The 17,946-nt window shown below is 64.7% G+C and carries 12 protein-coding genes; 6 read left to right on the top strand and 6 right to left on the bottom strand.

From position 1 onward, the window contains the following. A partial coding sequence (locus tag QZY03_RS00750) for a tyrosine-type recombinase/integrase (RefSeq protein WP_295577191.1) occupies positions 1 to 400 on the top strand: 400 nt, incomplete at its 5' end. Between the two features lie 769 nt (positions 401 to 1,169). Here QZY03_RS00750 and hemF read toward each other — a convergent pair. The 5 genes from hemF to QZY03_RS00725 form a co-directional block, all read right to left on the bottom strand. Further along, positions 1,170 to 2,108, bottom strand: a complete 939-nt coding sequence (hemF, locus tag QZY03_RS00745; RefSeq protein WP_295577189.1) for an oxygen-dependent coproporphyrinogen oxidase — start codon at positions 2,106 to 2,108, stop codon at positions 1,170 to 1,172. 9 nt (positions 2,109 to 2,117) lie between these two features. Beyond that, complete coding sequence (locus QZY03_RS00740; RefSeq protein WP_295577187.1) at positions 2,118 to 3,419, bottom strand: citrate synthase; 1,302 nt, start codon at positions 3,417 to 3,419, stop codon at positions 2,118 to 2,120. Between the two features lie 42 nt (positions 3,420 to 3,461). Next, positions 3,462 to 3,593, bottom strand: coding sequence for a hypothetical protein (locus tag QZY03_RS00735; protein WP_295577185.1), 132 nt, complete (start codon positions 3,591 to 3,593; stop codon positions 3,462 to 3,464). 137 nt (positions 3,594 to 3,730) lie between these two features. Beyond that, positions 3,731 to 4,555: a tellurite resistance TerB family protein gene (locus QZY03_RS00730; protein WP_295577182.1), complete on the bottom strand. Its 825-nt coding sequence runs from the start codon at positions 4,553 to 4,555 to the stop codon at positions 3,731 to 3,733. A gap of 153 nt (positions 4,556 to 4,708) precedes the next feature. Then, on the bottom strand, positions 4,709 to 5,479 hold the full coding sequence (locus QZY03_RS00725) for a spermidine synthase (RefSeq protein WP_295577180.1): 771 nt from the start codon (positions 5,477 to 5,479) through the stop codon (positions 4,709 to 4,711). 156 nt (positions 5,480 to 5,635) lie between these two features. On the opposite strand from QZY03_RS00725, the gene QZY03_RS00720 reads away from it, so the two are divergent. Further along, complete coding sequence (locus QZY03_RS00720; RefSeq protein ID WP_295577178.1) at positions 5,636 to 6,574, top strand: hypothetical protein; 939 nt, start codon at positions 5,636 to 5,638, stop codon at positions 6,572 to 6,574. Between the two features lie 13 nt (positions 6,575 to 6,587). On the opposite strand, the gene QZY03_RS00715 is transcribed toward QZY03_RS00720, so the two are convergent. Further along, entirely contained in the window at positions 6,588 to 7,301 is a 714-nt protein-coding gene (locus QZY03_RS00715) for a response regulator transcription factor (protein WP_295577176.1), read from the bottom strand. A gap of 154 nt (positions 7,302 to 7,455) precedes the next feature. Between QZY03_RS00715 and QZY03_RS00710 the strand changes: the two genes are divergently transcribed. The 4 genes from QZY03_RS00710 to QZY03_RS00695 all read left to right on the top strand — a co-directional run. Beyond that, on the top strand, positions 7,456 to 9,216 hold the full coding sequence (locus tag QZY03_RS00710; protein WP_295577174.1) for a PAS domain-containing protein: 1,761 nt from the start codon (positions 7,456 to 7,458) through the stop codon (positions 9,214 to 9,216). 30 nt (positions 9,217 to 9,246) lie between these two features. Then, a complete protein-coding gene (locus tag QZY03_RS00705) occupies positions 9,247 to 11,271 on the top strand; it encodes an ATP-binding protein (protein WP_295577172.1) in 2,025 nt (674 codons plus the stop codon). Between the two features lie 203 nt (positions 11,272 to 11,474). Next, complete coding sequence (locus tag QZY03_RS00700; protein ID WP_295577169.1) at positions 11,475 to 14,345, top strand: DEAD/DEAH box helicase; 2,871 nt, start codon at positions 11,475 to 11,477, stop codon at positions 14,343 to 14,345. A gap of 152 nt (positions 14,346 to 14,497) precedes the next feature. Continuing rightward, positions 14,498 to 17,946: N-6 DNA methylase (locus QZY03_RS00695; RefSeq protein WP_295577167.1), on the top strand; the 3,449-nt coding region annotated here is incomplete at its 3' end.

Raw genomic sequence — 17,946 nt, 5'->3', positions numbered from 1 at the left:
TGATCGCGACCTGGCGGCAGGGGCGGGCAACGTGTACATGCCGGAGGCCCTCAGCCGCAAATACCCGAGCGCGGCGCGGGAGTGGATCTGGCAGTACGTCTTCCCGAGCAGCCGCCTGGCGCAGGACCCGAAGTCCGGCGTGGTACGCCGACACCATCTGCACGAATCGTCCTTACAAAGCGAGATCAGGGCGGCCGGGCAGCGGGCCGGTATCCCCAAGCGCATCAACAGCCATGCGCTGCGGCATTCATTCGCGACACATCTGCTGGAGGCCGGCTACGACATCCGCACGGTGCAGGAATTGCTGGGACATGCGGATGTGTCCACGACGATGATCTACACCCATGTGCTCAATCGACTGGGGGTGGTGCCGGTTAGGAGCCCGGTGGATGCCTGGTAGTGTATGCAAACCGCGGAGCCTGCCGGTGGAACCTCGGGTAGGGTTCCGCTGGCGCAGTCCACCTCGCGGGACTTTGGGTCTTTCCCCTTTTCCCGCTGAAAGGGCGTCAAGCGGTGTTGGATGAACAAGGGTATGCCGAGTTCTCCAGCGAGGACGCCGGCCGTCAAGGTCTTAGGCGATTTCCGAAGAACTTCGTACCACGCGGGCTCAACCTCCGGGGACCCGGGCGACGCGGCTGGAGGCCGACGCTTTAGCGGGCGGCAGTGCCGCGTCCGGCTGAAGCCTCGACCTCCGGTCTGTTGTGAGCGTGCATGATCATGGTTCCGGTCGTGATCCTGACCAGTCCCGAAATTCTTGACACGATTAACAAGATTAACAAGATTGAAAATAGATAACATCTTGTAAATCTTGTTAATCCTGTCTAAATATATTGGCTTCGCGCTCGCCGTGCTGTTCAAAACCGCTCCCTGGTCGGTAGATCATTTCCCGGAAATCACCTTACCGGTTCCCGGCGGGCCGATCAACGCGACACCGACAGCCCAAGCGCGCGAAGTCACCGGGTCGGTCGCCAGGCTTCCCGCCGTGCGATGCACGGGGATCAGGCCTTAGGCGATTTCCGTGAATGGGCATCCCGACTGCGCATGCGCAGAAAGCCTGTTGGGTTGTAGGGGCGAATGAATTCGCACCTACACGGCGGTAGATCCTTTCCCGGAAATCACCTTATCTCTTGTGACCCCGACCGGACGCCAACGACTCCCTGCGCACGCGTTCAACCGGACGTGCTGTCCGGCGCCTCCGCCACCCAATCCCGCGGCACCAGAAAGCGCTCGTAAAGCGCCGCCTCCGGACTGCCGGGCTCCGGCCGCCAGTCGTAACGCCAACTGACCTCCGGGGGCAGTGACATCAGGATGGATTCGGTCCGTCCGCCGGACTGAAGTCCGAAGAGGGTCCCGCGGTCATAGACCAGATTGAACTCGACGTAACGGCCGCGCCGGTATTTCTGGAAGGCTCGCTCCCGCTCCCCGTAGGCGCAGTCGCGACGGCGCTCCAGGATGGGCAGATAGCCGGCCAGGTACTGGTCGCCGACCGCGCGCATGAACGCGAAGCAACGGTCGAAGCCCCAGGCATTGAGATCGTCGAAAAAAATCCCGCCGATCCCGCGGGGTTCAGCGCGATGCTTCAGGTAGAAATAGTCGTCACACCACTGTTTGTAGCGCGGATAGACCGATTCGCCGAAGGGTCGGCAGACGCTTTGGGCGTTGCGGTGCCAGTGGATGGCATCGGTGTCGAAGCCATAATAGGGCGTCAGGTCGAAGCCGCCGCCGAACCACCAGACCGGCGGCGTACCCGGCTGCTCGGCAATGAAAAAGCGCACATTCAGATGCGAGGTCGGCACATAGGGGTTGCGGGGATGGACCACCAAGGAGACCCCCATGGCCTGGAAGCCCCGCCCGGCCAGGTCCGGACGATTGGCGGTCGCGGCGGGCGGCAGCCGGTCGCCGAAGACCTGCGAAAAATTGATGCCGCCCTGCTCGAACACGGCCCCATCCGCCATCACGCGGGTGCGGCCGCCGCCCCCGCCGGGTCGGTTCCAGGCGTCCTCGCGGAACCTGGCCTGCCCATCCGCCTGCTCCAGGACCGTGCCGATACGGTCCTGGAGCTCAAGCAGATAGCGCTGCACCGCAGCGCTGTCGGGGGCTTCAGACATGGGCCGGTATCAGCCCCGCTGCTCCTTCGGGACATAGTCACGCAAGGTCTCGCCGACATAAATCTGACGCGGCCGGGCGATCTTATTGCGTTGGGTCTGATCATGCTCCCACCAGTGCGCGATCCAGCCGGGCAGCCGACCGATCGCGAAGATCACGGTGAACATGTTGGTGGGAATGCCGATGGCCCGCAGAATGATGCCGCTGTAGAAGTCGACATTGGGATAGAGTTTGCGCTCGATGAAATAGGGGTCGGAGAGTGCAATCTCCTCGAGCCGCCGGGCGATCTCCAGCAGCGGGTCGTCCCCGCTCAATTGGGGCAGAAGCCGTTCGGCGATGCTCGCCAACATCCGCGCCCGCGGGTCGAAATTCTTGTAGACCCGATGCCCGAAGCCCATCAGACGCACCTTGCTGTCCTTGTCCTTGGCCAGCTTGACGTATTCCTCCGGGGTGATGTTGCCGGCATGGATCTGCTCCAGCATGGTCAGCACCTCCACGTTGGCACCGCCGTGCAGCGGCCCCCAGAGTGCACACACGCCGGCTGCGCAGGAGGCGAACAGATTGGCCCCGCTAGAGCCCACCATGCGGACGGTCGAGGTCGAACAATTCTGTTCGTGGTCCGCGTGCAGGATCAGGATCAGATTGAGCGCCTCGCGCACCAGTTGGGGGCAGATGTACTGCTTGTACGGCTGCGAGAACATCATGTGCATGAAGTTCGGGACGTACTTCAGGCTGGGGTCCGGATAGATGTAGGGCAGACCGCGGGATTTGCGGAAGGCGTAAGCAGCAATCGTGCGGATCTTGCTGATCAGGCGCGCGGCGGCATGGCGGAACTGGGTCAGATCCTCCAGTTCATGCAGTTCAGGATGGAAACAGGACAGCGCGTTGATCATGGCCGAGAGGATGGCCATCGGCGGGGCGGTGCGCGGGAAGCCCTCGAACTGATGCTTCATGCCCTCGTCCAGATTGGCGAAGCGCGTCAGATCCGCGGAAAACTCCTCATATTCGGCCGGAGTCGGCAGTTCGCCGAAGATCAGCAGCCAGGCGACATCGGTGAAGGTCGGGCTGCCCGCGAACTGCTCGATGGGGATGCCCCGATAGCGCAGGATGCCCTGTTCCCCATCGATAAAGGTAATCGCACTCTCGCAACTGCCGGAATTACCGTATCCGGGATCCAGGGTGATATACCCCGTGCGGTCACGCAAGGTGCGGATATCGATGGCCCGTTCGCGCTCGCTGCCTTCGACGATCGGCAGTTGATACTGATTATCACCCAGGATCAGGGTGGCCTGTTCGGACTTGATTTCAGACATGGATGGGCCTCCGGGTTACTGAAGAAACCGCCGCGGCAACGATCATTGACCGGCCTTGTTGGTGATGGAACGAACGAAACCAACGACCTTGTCTTGCCACTGTTTGGCCCAGGACGGCTGGGGCAGATTCCAGCCGATAACGATCCCTATAGCGATAAACAACAACATCGTCATAACTATGTCTCCCAAATTTGAGGTCGGAAAAAGGGCCTGCCCGGGTCGCGTCCTGCGCCTCACAGTACCGCGCGGGCGGCGGTCGCTCGACCCGGCCCGGCGACAGCCGACCTGGACCAGGGAGACACGACAGTGACTCAGGACAGACCGACCGCCTGGTGCATATAGGTCACCGCGGCCGGGTCCAGCTTGAGCTTCGCGGCCAGATCGGCCAGGTAGTGCCGTTCGGCATCCGTGTCGACGGCAATGGCCATCAAGGAGGCGGCATAGATCTGTGCTCCCACCTGTTGGTTGGGCACGGCACGGGTCAGGACATCCAGATCGATGGGCTTTTGCATCTCCTCGGCGACGAAGCGCTGCTCCTCGGGCGAGATGCCGCCCTCGTTGAGCTTGCCGAGCAGGCGCTGACGCTCCTGCTCGTCGACTTGACCATCCGCCTTGGCGGCGCTGATCATGGCCCGCAAGGTGAGCATGGCCACATCCATGACCTGTTGTTGCTCCTGGGCATTGGCCGGGGCACGCATTCCGGCCAGGACCGCCGTCTGGTTGTCCATGCGGACATTCGTCGGACCGCCCGCCTGGGCTTGCGCCCCCCCGAACACACCTTTCGCCATCTCCAGAGCCTGGGCCGCCAGGGTACCGAACACGGCCAGCGAGCCGGCCCCGGTGGCCGTGTTGCCTGGGGCCGCGTGACCGCCCAGCACGGCACCGGCCACTTGCTTGAGTATCTCGGTTGGCAAGCCGCCCGTCGCGGACGTCCCGCCCTGTCCACCCATCATGGCGCCGGCCACCTTAGAGAGGACATCGAACATACCGCCGCCCGGCGCACTGCCGGCAACCGCCGGCGCGCCGCCACCCATCTGCCCGCCCATGATCTGACCAAGAATGCTGCCCAGGCGATCCCCGGCTTGTGGGGACATGCCGGACTGCATCACCGCGCCAAGGATATCGAGTGCATTCATGTGAACTCTCCGATGGGCTGCTGACTAAATCATGTTGTGCGTGTTGCAGGGTACGATCATCCGGCACGCGAGTTGAGTACCGGACCTGGGTGCCGCCTGCCGGCTCATGGTACCGCGCCAGGGCGCGCCGGGGTACCATCAGGCGCAGCGCCGTCAGACGTGATCTTCCAGATGAAAGCCCAGTGACTCCAAGATAACGCCGGTAATGGCTCCACCCAAGAGCCCACCGAGAAATCCCGGGGGCAGCTCGCGGCGAATCTGACCCAGCAGATCCTGGCTGGTGCCGTCCAGCGCCAAGGTCGGCGCGCCCCCGAGGAGCCACACGCCGGCACCCACCATGGTGGCAATCAGACCTGCCACGACCGCGGCCGACAGACCGGCGGGAAACAACGCGCCGCCGCGATTGACCAGCCAGCGTTCGGAGATTTCGAACAAGGTTCCCACCAATGCCACCACACCGGCGGCCAGCACGAAGACACCCGCTTGGTGGCCGGTCGCAGCAACCAACGCGGCCACGACGCCCCCGGCGATCACCCCCCCGACCAGTCCGGCCAGGGTCCGCGCCAGCGGACGACCGCCGCCACCCGTCATCCACGCGAAAAAGCTCCCGCCGGCCAGCCCGGCGACCCCGGCCGCACCGGCAATCTGGAGCAGCCCCGGATCGTGACCGAACACGATCAAGGACCCGATGGATGCCAACACGCCGGCCATGGCCCCGGCCAGCGCAACGGGCATCGCGCTATAGAAGGCCGAGGTCGTCATGGCCGCGGCCGCGGCCGCCATTACCGGCGGCCGCCAGTCGGTCAGACCCTCAACCAAGAGTACCTGATGGAGCCCGGCAAACAAGGCGCCAAACAGCCCCCCTGCGAGACCCCAGGCAAACAACGTCATCACGATCGCGGTAAACTGGTCTTTGGTTATCATATCGGCTCCGCCGCTGCAGGTGGTAAACACCGCCAGTCTAACAATATCCGGGACGCTGCGACGCGCGGAGACCGCGCGACCGCAGGCCGCACCGGCAAGCAGTCGACGCCAACCTCCGATACACTTGCGCATCCCACTGGCAGCTCATTAAGTCTTATGTCCGAGCCCACGGCCAACGGTACCCGCCGCCTGATCGATGGCGAGATGCGCGTCTACTACGACGGGTACTGGATCAAACACTATGATCCCCCGATCGATACCCTGGCAACGCGCAAGGGTCTGATCCAGGCACTGACCCGGCGCCTCTTCAATCATGTGGAATTCGGGATCAACATCCCCGGCAACCGCCTCGAAGCGGCGCGGGCGGCCTACCAGGCCGAAACCGACACCGAGCGCAAGCGCATCAACGGGGCCATGCTCGCCGGTGCGCTGTTCAACCGCGCCACGGATATCTTCACCTGCCTGGTGGACTTGCAGAGTTCCGGAATCGAGATCACACCGGACAACACCCTCATGCGCGAGTGCGGCCAGTGCCTGATGGAGGCGTTGGATCTGGGCAAAATGGTCCGCCATCGCGGCGGCGACGAGGGAATCGACGAACTGTGGGGTGAGCCTTTCAAGGCCTACTCGATTCCCATCGAGGCCTTCTATGAAAGCCGTTACCTCAAGATGGCCATGACCATGAGGGACATCGACCGCATCGGTACCGGCCTGAAAGACGCCTTCTCCAACAGCACCCAGATCACCATGATCGCCCCGCGCGTCGACGCCTTGGCCGAAGCCGGCAAGCGCAAGTGCGAAATGCTGCGCACCGATCCCGGCATCTTTCGCGTGTGGCCGAGTTATGTCGTCGCCCGCGAGCGCCTCTGCAACATCCAGCCCCGGTTGCCGGCGGCTCCGGACGCGGCGACCATTCGCGAGGCCCTGGAAGGCGCGCGCCTGATCCGCGAGGGAACCGACCTGGTCACCCACATCGTGCGCGCCCGCGTCCCGATGCCCAAGAGCACGCGGGAATTTCTCGACCGGTGCCACCAGTTCCGCCAGGCGCTGAGCCGGGAGAACAGCACGCGGTCAACACGCACGCCGAAATCCTGAATCGCTCACGAGATCATTGCTTAGGCTCGGATTCTCCCGGCAGCACGCAGGTCAGCTGATAGCCAACGCCCCGCACCGGCTGGATACATAACCCGGACATCCCGCCCCCCTGAAGCTTGTGCCGGATGTGGCTCATGTGGACATCGGTCGCCCGGTCGTCCGGGGTCCAATACTCGCCGCGGGCCAGGTCGGCACGATGAACCGGCTCACCTAAGTGGGTGATCAGATAGGCAAGCAGGGACGTCTCCCGCGCGGTGAACTCGATCCGCGCATCGTCGCCCTCACGGGTCAGACACCGATTCGCGGTGTTCAGCCGAAAGGAACCGACCGCGAGCACGGGTAGGGCATTCCGCCCGCGTTGACGGCGGCGCAGCACCGCACGCATGCGCGCGCGCAGCTCGTCGGGATCAAAGGGCTTCGCCAGATAGTCATCCGCCCCGGCCTCCAGCCCCGCGACCAAATCAGCCTTACCACCCCGCCCGGTAATGATGATGAGCCCGGTGGAACGGGTCCGCGCCAACTCACGGGCGATGTCCATGCCATCCTCGGCCCCCAGATTCAGGTCCAGGAGCACCAGGTCCACATCGCCGCGGTTCAACAAATCGATTAATTCAGCGCCGCTGAAGGCCAGGGAAACATGAAAGCCGTCGCTGGTCAGGATACGCTGCAGCCCCCTGGCCATGGCCACGTCGTCCTCGACGATGATGATACGCGCGGGTTCAGGCATGATAGATCGCACCAACAGCCGGTGGGGAAGCGCAAGTGACTGCCTTCCAGACGTCCGTTGCCAATCGCCAAGCGGGCAGCGGCGCGTTGTGAACATCCGGAAACCACCGGATTGTCGCGATACTCTAACAAAATTAACGGGACCTGGACCACCTATGACGGCGCGCCCTTCCGCCCCCGCGCAAACCGCGGGTCGACGACTCCCGGCGGGCTTGACCGACCTCTCCCGCGTGGCCGGACTCGCGGCCGCGGCCTTCACCGTCAGCCTCGTGCATCTGCCGGTCGGCTACGGACTGGACCTGGTCTTCGGGTCGGTCGTTGCCATGTTGGCCATCCACTGGTTGGGAACCGGCGCCGGCGTCTTGGTGGCGGCCATCGGCGGAGCATACACGATTATGCTCTGGCACCACCCCTACGCCTGGCTGATTCTGATCGCCGAGGCGCTGTGCGTGGGTGTGCTGCGCCGCTATCTCCGCCCGCGGGGTGACGTGTTGCCTTTGGCTGCCGCGGACGGCATCTACTGGCTGATTCTCGGCATGCCGCTGGTTGCTCTGACCTACGGCGGACCACTTGCCATGACCGGCACCGAGGTGGCTCTGGTGGCATTCAAACAGGCCATCAACGGGGTACTCAATGCGGCGCTTGCCGGCGCGATCATACTCAGTATCCAGTTGCTGCGGCGGCGGGCCGTCACGGTACCGATCGGCGAGATCCTGTTCACCACCATGGTACTGGCGGTCCTGGTCCCGGCGCTGAGCGTCTCGATCTTTCAGATCCGCCGCCTGACCGACGCCATGGAAGCCGACGCGTCCGACACCTTGACCCTGGCCAGTCGACTCGCCGCCGCGCGTTTCAACCGGCCTGATCCACCGCCGAACCTCGCCGCGGCGCAGGCGGAACTGCCGGGGGTTATCAGGCAGATCCAGTGGCTCTTGCCCGAGGCCGGCGAGATCACGATGACACTCGCGCCGACCCCAGCGCACGGACGCGGCGCGACGATCGCGCCGGAGCCAAATCTCCAACCCTCCCCAGACCCGCGGTCATCGCGCATGGTGCGCTTTCGCAAAGGCCATTTCCAACTGCTCACCGACCTGACCCTGGCCGGTGCTCCGCACCAACTGGTCACGGAACTCACCGCAACGCGGGCGGTGGAAACCTTGCAGCGCATTCAATTCAGCGTGTTCTGGCAGCTTGGTGCCATTCTGCTGCTCGCCTTGATCGCTGCTTTCGCCTTCAGTCGACGCATCGGCCGCCCCATTGCCACCCTAGCCGCCATTGCCAGCCGCCTGCCCGCCCGGTTGGACCGACCGGAGCATGACATTCCGCCGCGGCCCAGTCGGCTGCGGGAAATCGCTGAATTCAGCGCCGCCTTCACCCGCATGGAAGCGGCCCTGCGGGCAGACATCAAGGCCCGGCAGGAGGGTGAACGCGAACTACGGTACAGCGAGCGACGCCTGGCGCGCGCCCAACGGGCGGGCCGCGTCGGCGTTTGGGAGTTGAACACATCCACCAGGACCGCCTGGTTTTCCGACGAGTCCCTGCGTATCTTCGAGTTACCACCAGATCAATCCCTAGTGGATTACGCGGTCGGTGCCGCCGTTATCCACCCGGAGGATCTGCCGGACATGGAAGCCGCCATCACCCAGGCCCTCGCCGAGCGGCGCCCCTACCACTTGGTCCTGCGTTTGCGATTCGCTGAGAACCGGGTGAAGCACACGAGTGTCGACGGCGAACCAGTCGACGATGCGGGGATCATCCGCATCATCGGCACCATCCGCGACATCACCGCCGAAAAATTGGCGGAGCACGTGCTGGCGCAGAGCGAGGCACGCTTCCGGGCGGTCTTCGAGCAGGCCTTGATCAAGATTCCGGCCACTTGGGCTCGCCAGGTGCGTAGTCAGGCCATCCTGGCCTGACACCCTCAGGGCTGGAAGCCCTGACTACGCATGCCGCTGGCCGGGATTACGATCAAAGCCTTCGAGCAGGCGCCGATCGGCATGGCCATCGTCGGCCCTGACCGGCGTCCACAGTTCACCAATCCCGCCATGGAGCGGATTCTCGGACGCGACGCGGCGACCATCCAGACACTGCGTTTCGACGACTTCACCCATCCGGAAGACCTCGACACCGACCTTTGTCTGTTCCAGGAACTGCTGGCCGGCCAGCGGTCCAGTTATCGCATGACGAAGCGCTATCTGCGGCCCGACGGCACCCTGGTGTGGGGAGACCTCAGCGTGGCTCTGCTGCCGGCGCGCGATGGCGGGGCACCGCTGCCCCTCGGCCTGGTGCAGGACATTACCGAACAACGCCTCGCCGGGCAGGCGCGGGCCGCGGCGGAACAGGCGCTGCAACGTTACAGCGCGAAGCTCGAGGCATTTTCGGAGCTGACCACCCGCTACCAGCCGCCCGCCCAGCACCTGCCGGCACTCTTGAACTACGGTTGCCAGTCACTCGGGGTTGAACTCGCGGCCCTCGCCGAGGTCAGCGATCAGCGCTATCGGGTGCTCGTCGCGGTGGGTGACACGGTGGCCGACAGTCATGGCCCGGCGGGACCCGTTCTCCTCGACGACCTGGCAAACGACCCATTGCCAGTGCCGCGACATCCGGTCTTCGGCGCGGACCTCGCGTTCCTGACCCGGATGGATCTGACCTGGAGCGACGCCGAGGGCGTTATTCACCAGGGGATCCTCGACCTCGCCGACCGCGTGACCGCACCAGTGCTGGGTCAACCGGAACAGCAGATTCTGACGCTGATGGCCCAGCGCATCAGCGCCAACCTCCGCGAACAGGCGGTGCTCGATGGCCTCCTGCAAGCGCGCCAGCGTGAGATCATCGGGCACCTGGCAGCCGGTGTGGCCCACGACTTCAACAACGTGCTGGGAGTGATCGGCAGCAATCTGCACTACCTGAAGCATCTGTTGTCCGCCGCGGCGGGCACGGGTGAAGCGCGGCAGGTGCTTGCCGAGACCGAGGCCGCAATCGCTCAAGCCAAGGTGGTCACCTCCGGCCTGCTCTCGCTGGGACGCGGCGAGGAGGTCAGTGTCGATCCTTGTCCGCTGGGCGAGTTGGTGCAAGACTTCGCACCCGTGATCCAACGCCTGCTGCCGCCGGGAATCGCACTGACCCTGGACCTGACTCCGGAGATCAGTGTGTTATCAAATCCCGCCTTACTCCAGGCCGCCCTGCTCAACCTCGCACTCAACGCGCGCGATGCCATGGGAGCTGCCGGGCAGTTGACGATCCGCGTCACCGCCCAACCGACCGCGGGCATTGCGGCGACCGGCCCGGCCGCCGCGTGCCATGAAGGTCACGGGGAGTTGTGTGTGGTGGATACCGGCGTGGGCATAACGGCGGCCGTCCGGGCACGTCTGTTCGAGCCGCTGTTCTCCACCAAGGCGCGCGGTCGCGGAACCGGTCTTGGGCTCTTCATGGTGCAGGAGTTCGCCCGGCGCAGCCATGGCGCGGTACAGATCACCTCGACACCGGGCGAGGGGACCTGCGTCCGACTCCGGCTCCCATTATCGCCCCGCTCCATGACCGTGACCCATGGTGCCAATCAGGATCTCGTCCGATCCGGCGCCGCCCGCGCCCCGGACCCCTCCGGCGGACGACCCGCGATCTTGCTGGTGGACGACGAACCCCTGGTCTGCAAAGCGCTACGCCGTCCCTTGGAGCAGGCCGGTTACCGCGTCCGGGAAGCCGTGGACGGGGCCGACGCGCTCGACCACCTCGCCGACGAACCGACCATTGGCCTGGTGCTCTCGGACATTGCCATGCCCCGCCTGGACGGCCTGGCACTCCACCACAGCCTCTGCCGGAACCGACCGGAACTCCCGGTGATCCTGATGAGCGGAGACCCCGCGGCGACCGCGGACGCGCGCGCCCGCAACCCGACCCTGCGGATTCTGAGTAAACCGGTCGACACCGAAGCACTGCTTGCCGTGCTCCGTGGCATTTTGGGGGGCACTTGAGGGGATTCCCGGCAATCGCCTGCGTAACGGCTCGTTGTGGTTGTCGTAAAAGTAGGAAATTTTAGCTCGGTCAAGAAGCCCATTTGTGTTGATTGTAAATTGCAGTACTCTGGCCCATTGTCCGTGCTGCCTTTGGAGCAGCGGCAGGATCTCCAGGCTGACCGGCGGCCGAGAGCAGAGAGCAACCAGGAACAACAATAGATATGCAACAAAGACTGGCGCCTGGAGCACGAGTCACCATTCGCGATGAAGACTGGGTCATCCGCCGCATCGATCTGAGCGACGACGGTGGTCATGCCTTGACCTGTGATGGCCTGTCCGAGCTCGTTCGCGGTACCTCCGCCAGCTTTCTCGACCGGCTCGAGGACGACATTCAGATTCACGATCCCGCGCATACTCAGCTGTTCCAGGACACCAGCGACTACTTCACCGACAGTCTGCTCTATCTCGAAAGCCAGCGGCTGCGAACGGTTGCCAACGACCAGCACCTGCACCGCGCCCATCAGGCGGTCATGAAGGCCGCCGACTACCAACGCGTGCCGGCGGCGATGGGACTCGCGCAGGTCCGCACCCGCCTCCTGATCGCCGATGGCGTGGGTCTGGGCAAGACGCTGGAAGCCGCCATGCTGGCCACCGAGCTGGATATCCGCGGGCGGGGCCGTCGCATTCTGGTGGTCACCCAAAAGAGCATGCTGACCCAGTTCCAGAAGGAGTGGTGGTCGCGCTTCACCATCCCGCTGGTGCGTCTCGACTCCGCCGGCATCCAGCGCATCCGCAACAACATCCCGTCCGGGCACAACCCCTTCAACTATTACGACAAAACCATCATCTCGATGGACACCCTGAAGGGGAACAACGAGTACCGCAACTATCTGGACAAGTCCCGTTGGGACATCATCGTCATCGACGAATGCCACAACGTCGCGGTCCGCAAGGGCGACGCGGGCTCGTCGCGGCGGGCGCAACTGGCCAAGCACCTCGCCACCAAGTCCGACACCCTGATCTTACTCTCGGCCACACCCCACGACGGCTCCCCCAACAGTTTTGCATCGCTGATCTGGTTGCTCGACCCCACCGCCATCTCCGATCCGGACGACTACACCCGTGCGGACCTGGACCGCAAGGACCTGTTCGTGCGCCGGTTCAAGAAGGACATCAAAGGTCAGGCAGAGGGCCAGTTCGCGGAGCCGGTGACCCGCCGCCTGTCAGCCCGGGCCACGCCGCAGGAAGAGGTGGCCTTCCAGTCCGTGCTGGAGATCCCGTTCACCCAAACGGGGGCGCGCGCGCAGGGCAAACAGGGAGAGCTGCAGCGCGTCGGCCTGCAAAAGGCCCTGTTCTCCAGCCCCGCCGCCGCCGGCAGCTATGCCCGCAACCGCATCGACAAGCTCCGTCGAAGGCCGGCACCATCAGACGCGGAAAAAGAGGAGATCGCCGCGTTTGAGGCCTTCTTGCGGGCGCTGGACGCCATCACGCCTGAGCGCTTCAGCAAGTACCAGCGCCTGCTGACCGCGCTGTGCGACCCGCAGGCCCAGTGGACGGGCAAGGACAGCAAAGACCGGCTGGTCATCTTCTCCGAGCGCATCGAGACCCTGAAGTGGCTGATGTCCAGGCTTCCTGGCGATCTGCACCTCGAAAAGGATGCCTTTACGATCCTGGACGGCGGCCTCTCGGACGTCGACCAGCAGGTGATCGTCGAGCGGTTCGGCCAGGAACACGACAGCCTGCGGGTGCTACTGTGCTCCGATGTGGCCTCGGAAGGGCTGAACCTGCACTACTTCGCTCACCGCTTGGTGCACTTCGACCTGCCCTGGTCGCCGATGGTGTTCCAGCAGCGTAACGGCCGGGTGGACCGCTTTGGCCAGGAGCGCACCCCACGCATCGACTATCTGCTGACCCAATCCGAGATCGAGACGGTGAAGGGCGATCTGCGCGTCATTGAGGTCTTGGTGCGCAAGGATGAGCAGATCAGTCGCAACATCGGCGATCCAGCCTCCATCCTGCGCAAGCACAGCAGCGAGGAAGAAGAGCGCGTGGTGGCCGATGCACTGGCAAGTGGCATGAGCGCCGAGCAATTCGAGCGGGAGTGCATCGAACAAGCCGCGGCGCCGGACGACGCCTATGACTGGGAGGCGGACTTCTTCGGCGCGGGACAGCAGCAGGCGCCCCCCGCCCCTATTCCCCCCGAGCCCCACCGTTTCTTCCCGGATGTCTACGCCTTCGCCAAGCAGGCCATCAGCCGGATTCCCGAGGCGGCGGGCTACCGCATCGACGACCAGGCCCGCATGCTGCGCCTCACCCCACCCGCGGACCTGCGCCGACGGCTGCGCCGCCAGTTGCCGGCCGAGATCCTGCGTGAGGCTGACGAATATCTGCTGTCCGCGCACCCCGGCCTCGTCGAGGAATCCATCCAGCGCGCCCGTGAAGCGGACCGGCAAGGCGCTGCCTGGCCCGACATCCAGTATCTCTGGCCCCAGCACCCCATTTGCCAATGGCTGATTGACCGGGTTATCGGCGACGTAGGCCGTCGGCGCGCCCCGGTCATCACCAGCCCGCATCTTGCGGCGAACGAATGCGCCTTTCTGATGTTGGGCCTGATCCCCAACCGCAAGGGCCAACCACTGATCGCCGAGTGGAAAGCGGTAGTCCGTCGCGGTGACCAAGACCATGCGATCGAAGACTTCGATACCTTCTGTGCCCGCGCCGGCATCGCCGAGCGTGGGCTGCCCAACGCCCGCCGCGCACTGGACCTGACGGCGCTGCAGCAGGCCCTGGGCGATGCGGTTGCCACCATGCAGTTGTTCGTCGAGGATCAGGTCAAGCGCTTCAGCGCCACGCGCGCCGAGGAGGTCAAGCGCAAGCTCGCGGAGATGGACGAGCTGCGCGGCGCCCAGGAGCGGCAATTGGAGCTGCGCCTGGCCAACGTACTGGACTCCGTCAGAACCGGGCGCCGGGCGCGCCGCATGAAAGACATTGAGGACGTCTTCACCGAGTATGGCCAATGGGTCAAGGACAGCCTTGAGGTGGAACCCATGCCCTTCGTGCAGGTGCTCGCCGGCGTCGCGGCGCGGCCTTAGGTGATTTCCGAAAAACCGGATACCACCCACCGTCGGCTCGGATGTAGGTGCGACTTCAGTCGCACCGACTCGGACTCGGGTGCGACTGAAGTCGCACCTACACTCACCGGTATCCAAATTGTCGGAAATCGCCATTAGTCCCGGGATCAGCGATGGACACAGCAGAAAAATTCGACGTCTTTCCAGGCATCGTCAACGAGAACGAGTTTTACAGCCACCACTTCTTCGCCCATGTCTTCCAGTCCCGCGTCAAGGATTGGCTGCAACAACGTCCCCGCAATGAGCCGGACGATGCGTCGGCAGACGACCCGGCGGCCAAGCGCCTGGCGCGCCTCGCCGCACCCTTCTTTCAGCAGCACGCCCGCTACCCCTGGGATGAGGATTTCGCCACCCAACTGCACTGGCACCAGGATCTGCACCGGGACCTGTTGCGGGCACTGGATTTCGTCATCGACCCCCAAGAGCAGGAATGGGTCGGCGGCCAGCCGCTCCCGATCTGGTGCCAGATTGGCACGACCGCCGGTCTCCCGGACCTGATCGTCATACCCGCCTTCAATCCGGATGAGAAGTCCCGGCGGGATGCGCAGACCACCGATCCGCTGGACGCGGTCCTGGGTCCGCGGCACTTTGCGATCGAGGAGATCCCGGCGGCCTATCTGGGCAAGGACAAGAAAATCCCGCGCCCCTTGGCGGAGATCCTCTCCGACGTCCTGTTCGCCGCCGACCACCCGCCGCGCTTCGTGCTGGTCGTGGGCGAGGTCGAATGGATCCTGATCGACCGCTTCAAGTGGCCAGCCAACCGTTTTCTGCGCTTCGACCTGACGGAGATCCTCGGCAAGAAGCCACCCGCCACGCTCAACGCCTGCTACGCGCTGCTGCACCGCGAGGCCCTGTGCCCGGACGCGGGCCCCACTGGGAACACGGGTTGCCTGCTCGACACCCTGGACGCCGAATCCCACAAGCACGACGCGGGGGTCAGCGAAGACCTCAAGTACGCCTTGCGCGAGGCCATCGAGCTGCTCGGCAACGAGGCGGCGCGGCAACTGATCCAGGAGCACGGCTACAGCTACACGGGCACCGCCAAGCCGCTGAATGCCGCGCCGCTCAGCACCGAGTGCGTGCGGCTGGTGTACCGGCTGATCTTCCTGTTCTACATCGAGGCCCGCCCCGAGCTGGGCTACGTGCCCATCGACCGGAGCGCTGTCTACACCCGCGGCTACAGCCTGGAGCACCTGCGCGACCTCACCCTCACCGACCTGCACACCACCCAGGCGCAGAACGGTCACTATTTCGACAAGACACTCAGGAAACTCTTCGCCCTGATCGCCCAGGGAAACACCATCGCGCAGCAGGCACTGGCAGGCTCGGCCACCGTCAACGCCTTCGAGCTGGCGCCGCTCGACAGCAAACTGTTCGACCCCGCGAGCACACCCCTGCTCAACCGGGTGCGCTTTCCCAACCATCTCTGGCAGGGCGTGCTGCGCGGTCTCTCCTTTGCCAAGGACCCCAAGACCCGGCGCACCCGCCGGGTGAGCTACCAGGCCCTGTCCATCAACCAGTTGGGTGCCGTCTACGAGTCCCTGCTGGCCTACCGCGGCTTCTTCGCCGCCGCGGACCTGTACGAGGTGATGCCGGAGGCCAAGCAGCCGACCACCATCCCGGACGATGACGAGACCGGCGAGGATGCGGACGCGGGCGGGGGCGAGGATGCCTACGGCGGCACCACCGACCTGCTCGGCAACGGCTGGTTCGTCACCAAGGACAAGATCGGCGACTACAAGAACGGCGAGAAGGTCACCTTTACCAACGCCGAGGGCCGCAAGGAGTTGCGGGTCTACCCCAAGGGCACCTTCATCTACCGGCTGGCCGGGCGCGACCGGCAGAAGAGTGCCAGCTACTACACCCCCCAGTCGCTGACCCAGTGTCTGGTGAAATACGCCCTGAAGGAGTTGCTGCAGGACAAGACCGCCGACGCGATTCTGACGCTGCGGGTGCTGGAGCCGGCCATGGGCAGCGCCGCTTTCTTAAACGAGGCGGTCAACCAGTTGGCCGAAGCCTATCTCACGCGCAAGCAGCAGGAGTGCAAACGCCGCATCCCCCACGACCAGTACGCCCAGGAGCTGCAGAAGGTCCGCATGCGCCTGGCCGACACCAACGTCTTCGGCGTTGACCTCAACCCCATCGCGACCGAGCTCGCCGAGGTCAGCCTCTGGCTCAATGCCATCTATGGCGAGACCGATGACACCGGCCGCCCCAAGCCGGCCCGGGTGCCCTGGTTCGGCTACCAGTTGTTCAACGGCAATTCACTGGTGGGTGCCCGACCGCAGGTGTTCAGCCGGAGCCAAGTCACCGCACCAAGACGGATCAATCACTACGAGAGCGACTATTACGGAAAGACCAAATCCGAGCCCAATCCCAACTGTTACCTGTACGCCAGCCCCCGCCGCGTGACGCCGACCGAACCGCGCCGGGACGACGAGGTCTATCACTTCCTGCTGCCCGACGAGGGGATGTGCGACTACACCAACAAGGCGGTCAAGGACTACTTCGGCGCCGAATTGGAACGGGTCAAGACCTGGAAGAAGGGCCTGGTCCTGGCCCTCTCGGACCTGGAGGTCCGGCGTCTCACGCAGCTCAGCGCCCGGATCGACACCCTCTGGCAGGAGCACGCCCGGCAGTTGGCCCAGGACCGCGTCCGCACCGAGGACAACCTGCCGGTCTGGCCCGACACCGGCGAGGGCACCGTCACCAGCCGCGCCAGCAAGGAGGCCACCCGCAAGGCCGGCATGTTGAGCGAAGACGGCGACACGGCCACCCCCTACCGGCGGCTCAAGCTGGTAATGGACTACTGGTGTGCCCTCTGGTTCTGGCCCCTGGAAAAAGCACCGACCCTGCCGAGCCGGACCCAGTGGATTACCGAGGTCGGCGCCATCCTCGACGGCACTCTCATGGAGATCAACGAGCAGCAAGAGCTGGACCTGTCTCCAGCGCCCGCCAAGGTGGAACGGCAGGTTTTGGTCCCCGAGATCCAGGGGTCCCTGTTCGACGACCTGCCCGGCCAACTGCCCCTGGCCTATGCAACGACTGGGAAGACCCTGCACGACCGCTACGGCGAGCTGCGGATCAAGCGTCTGCGCGAGCACTTTCCCCGCGTCGCCCAGGTTGAGGCCCTGGCGAGTCGTTATCGCTTCTTCCATTGGGAACTGAGCTTCGCGGACATCTTCCGCGCGTCCGGGGGCTTCGACCTGATCCTGGGGAATCCGCCGTGGCTCAAGGTGGAATGGGAGGAGAAAGGGATTCTGGGCGAGGCGGACCCCAGAATCGCTATCCGCAAACTGAGCGCATCGGATCTGGCCCGGCGCCGGGCGGCGCTGTTTGAAGAGCGGCCGGATATGCCGGCGGCCTGGGTGGATGAGTTTTGCGAGCAGGCGGGGATGCAGGCGTTTTTGAATGCGGGGCAGAATCTCGACTTTGGCCATTTTTGCCTGAGGCCGGGCGCTGTGCACGGGTGGGCTGGACCAGGGCCGGCGGCTCCTGCGGAGGTGGCGGCAGCGGGAGACCGGCGGTATCGTCTGAAGTCGACCAAAACACCAGCCGTCAC

Origin of the sequence: uncultured Lamprocystis sp. (assembly GCF_903933125.1) — a bacterium.
Classification (GTDB): Bacteria; Pseudomonadota; Gammaproteobacteria; order Chromatiales; family Chromatiaceae; genus Thiodictyon.
This window is presented reverse-complemented; position numbering and strand designations above follow the sequence as displayed.